Origin of the sequence: Georgenia daeguensis (assembly GCF_039537705.1) — a bacterium.
GTDB lineage: Bacteria > Actinomycetota > Actinomycetes > Actinomycetales > Actinomycetaceae > Georgenia > Georgenia daeguensis.
The window spans coordinates 1-1,202 of the sequence record NZ_BAABBA010000078.1 but is presented as its reverse complement, the minus strand read 5'-3'; the positions used below and the strand labels follow the sequence as shown (position 1 = coordinate 1,202).

Sequence of the window (1,202 nt, the reverse complement as noted above, 5' to 3'; positions counted from 1 at the left end):
ACGACCGAGGAACCCGAAGTGGAAAAGCCGGGCAGACCGGCGAGTCCTCCATGCCCGCACACGAAATGCTTCACGCCGAACGACTCAGAATGACCGACGAAAGCCGACCGGTGGATCGAGGCTGAGCGAGGTACCGGTCGAAGTAATCAGGATGCGCAAAGCGTCCTGCCCCGGCGCGCAAGGGGTTCGGACCGCGGACCGCCGGGAAGAGGGCGGCGAGTACAGCAAGGGCATCTCGGCGGTCCTCGTCGCGGTCCAGTACGCCAACTAAGCGGTTCCACTCCGGCTGTTTCTCCTCGCGTTTGGCGAAACTCACGAACGAAGGGGTCGAACGCGTTAGTTCGACCTTCCACGACTGCAGTCCGGCGAAGACGTCGGGGAACTGCACCTTGAGGAAGACGGCCAAGATGAGGTCAACATCGTTCATCTCGCTGAGGTCATGAACTCGGAACTGTTCACGCACTTGGGCAAGAAAGCGCTCGATGGCGCGCGGCGTGGCTAGTTGGGAGGGCATCGTAGACAAGATGATGTCGCCGAACCGGTGCTTGTCGAAACCTGTTTCGACGCGCTCAGGTGTCACGATCTCCGTCAGCCCAGCATTCAACATCCGCACGATCTGTCCGGTGAGGAGGGGTGGGATGCTCAGCGGATACTGGACGATCTTCTCCATGAACGCTCGGGCTCTGGCCTTCGAAATGCTCGCCTGGCCGGGATTCTGCAATGTCTCGATGAGAGTTTGCTCGTCGTAAGCCAAGAGGAAGTCGACACCAGGAAAGCGGCCAAGAAGGCGCACCACCTTGAGAAGGTCGAGCAACTCACGGGGCTGGAGACGATCAATATCGTCGACAACGACGAGAACCGGAATGCCGAGGGTCCGTAGTTCTGCTGCGATCTCGTCGAACGCGACATTCCAGGGCTTCGCAAGACGTGTCTCAAGCGCTCGGGTCGCCTCGACGACGGCAGCCCCAGCGACTGGTATTAAGGCTGCGAGTGGTCGGGCAATGTCGGCGTAGGAAGAAATCAGACCCCGGAGATCCTTCTTGCTGCCTGGCTCGGGGACAACAGTGGCGAGAGCTGTCAGTGCCACGTGAATACTGACCCCCTGGTGCCGAGTGAAAGTTGACCCCCTCGGACAGAGTGAGGGAGTGATCAGCGTGGAGGATTGGGCCGAGATCAGACGGCTCCACAAGTCGGAGGGGATG

General features: G+C 60.3%; 1 protein-coding gene. It reads right to left on the bottom strand.

Features of this window, described 5'->3' with window-relative positions; all coding sequences use genetic code 11:
* Positions 1 to 70: 70 nt before the first annotated feature.
* Positions 71 to 1,087, bottom strand: coding sequence for a P-loop NTPase fold protein (locus ABD774_RS21480; RefSeq protein ID WP_345045817.1), 1,017 nt, complete (start codon positions 1,085 to 1,087; stop codon positions 71 to 73).
* Positions 1,088 to 1,202: the final 115 nt, after the last annotated feature.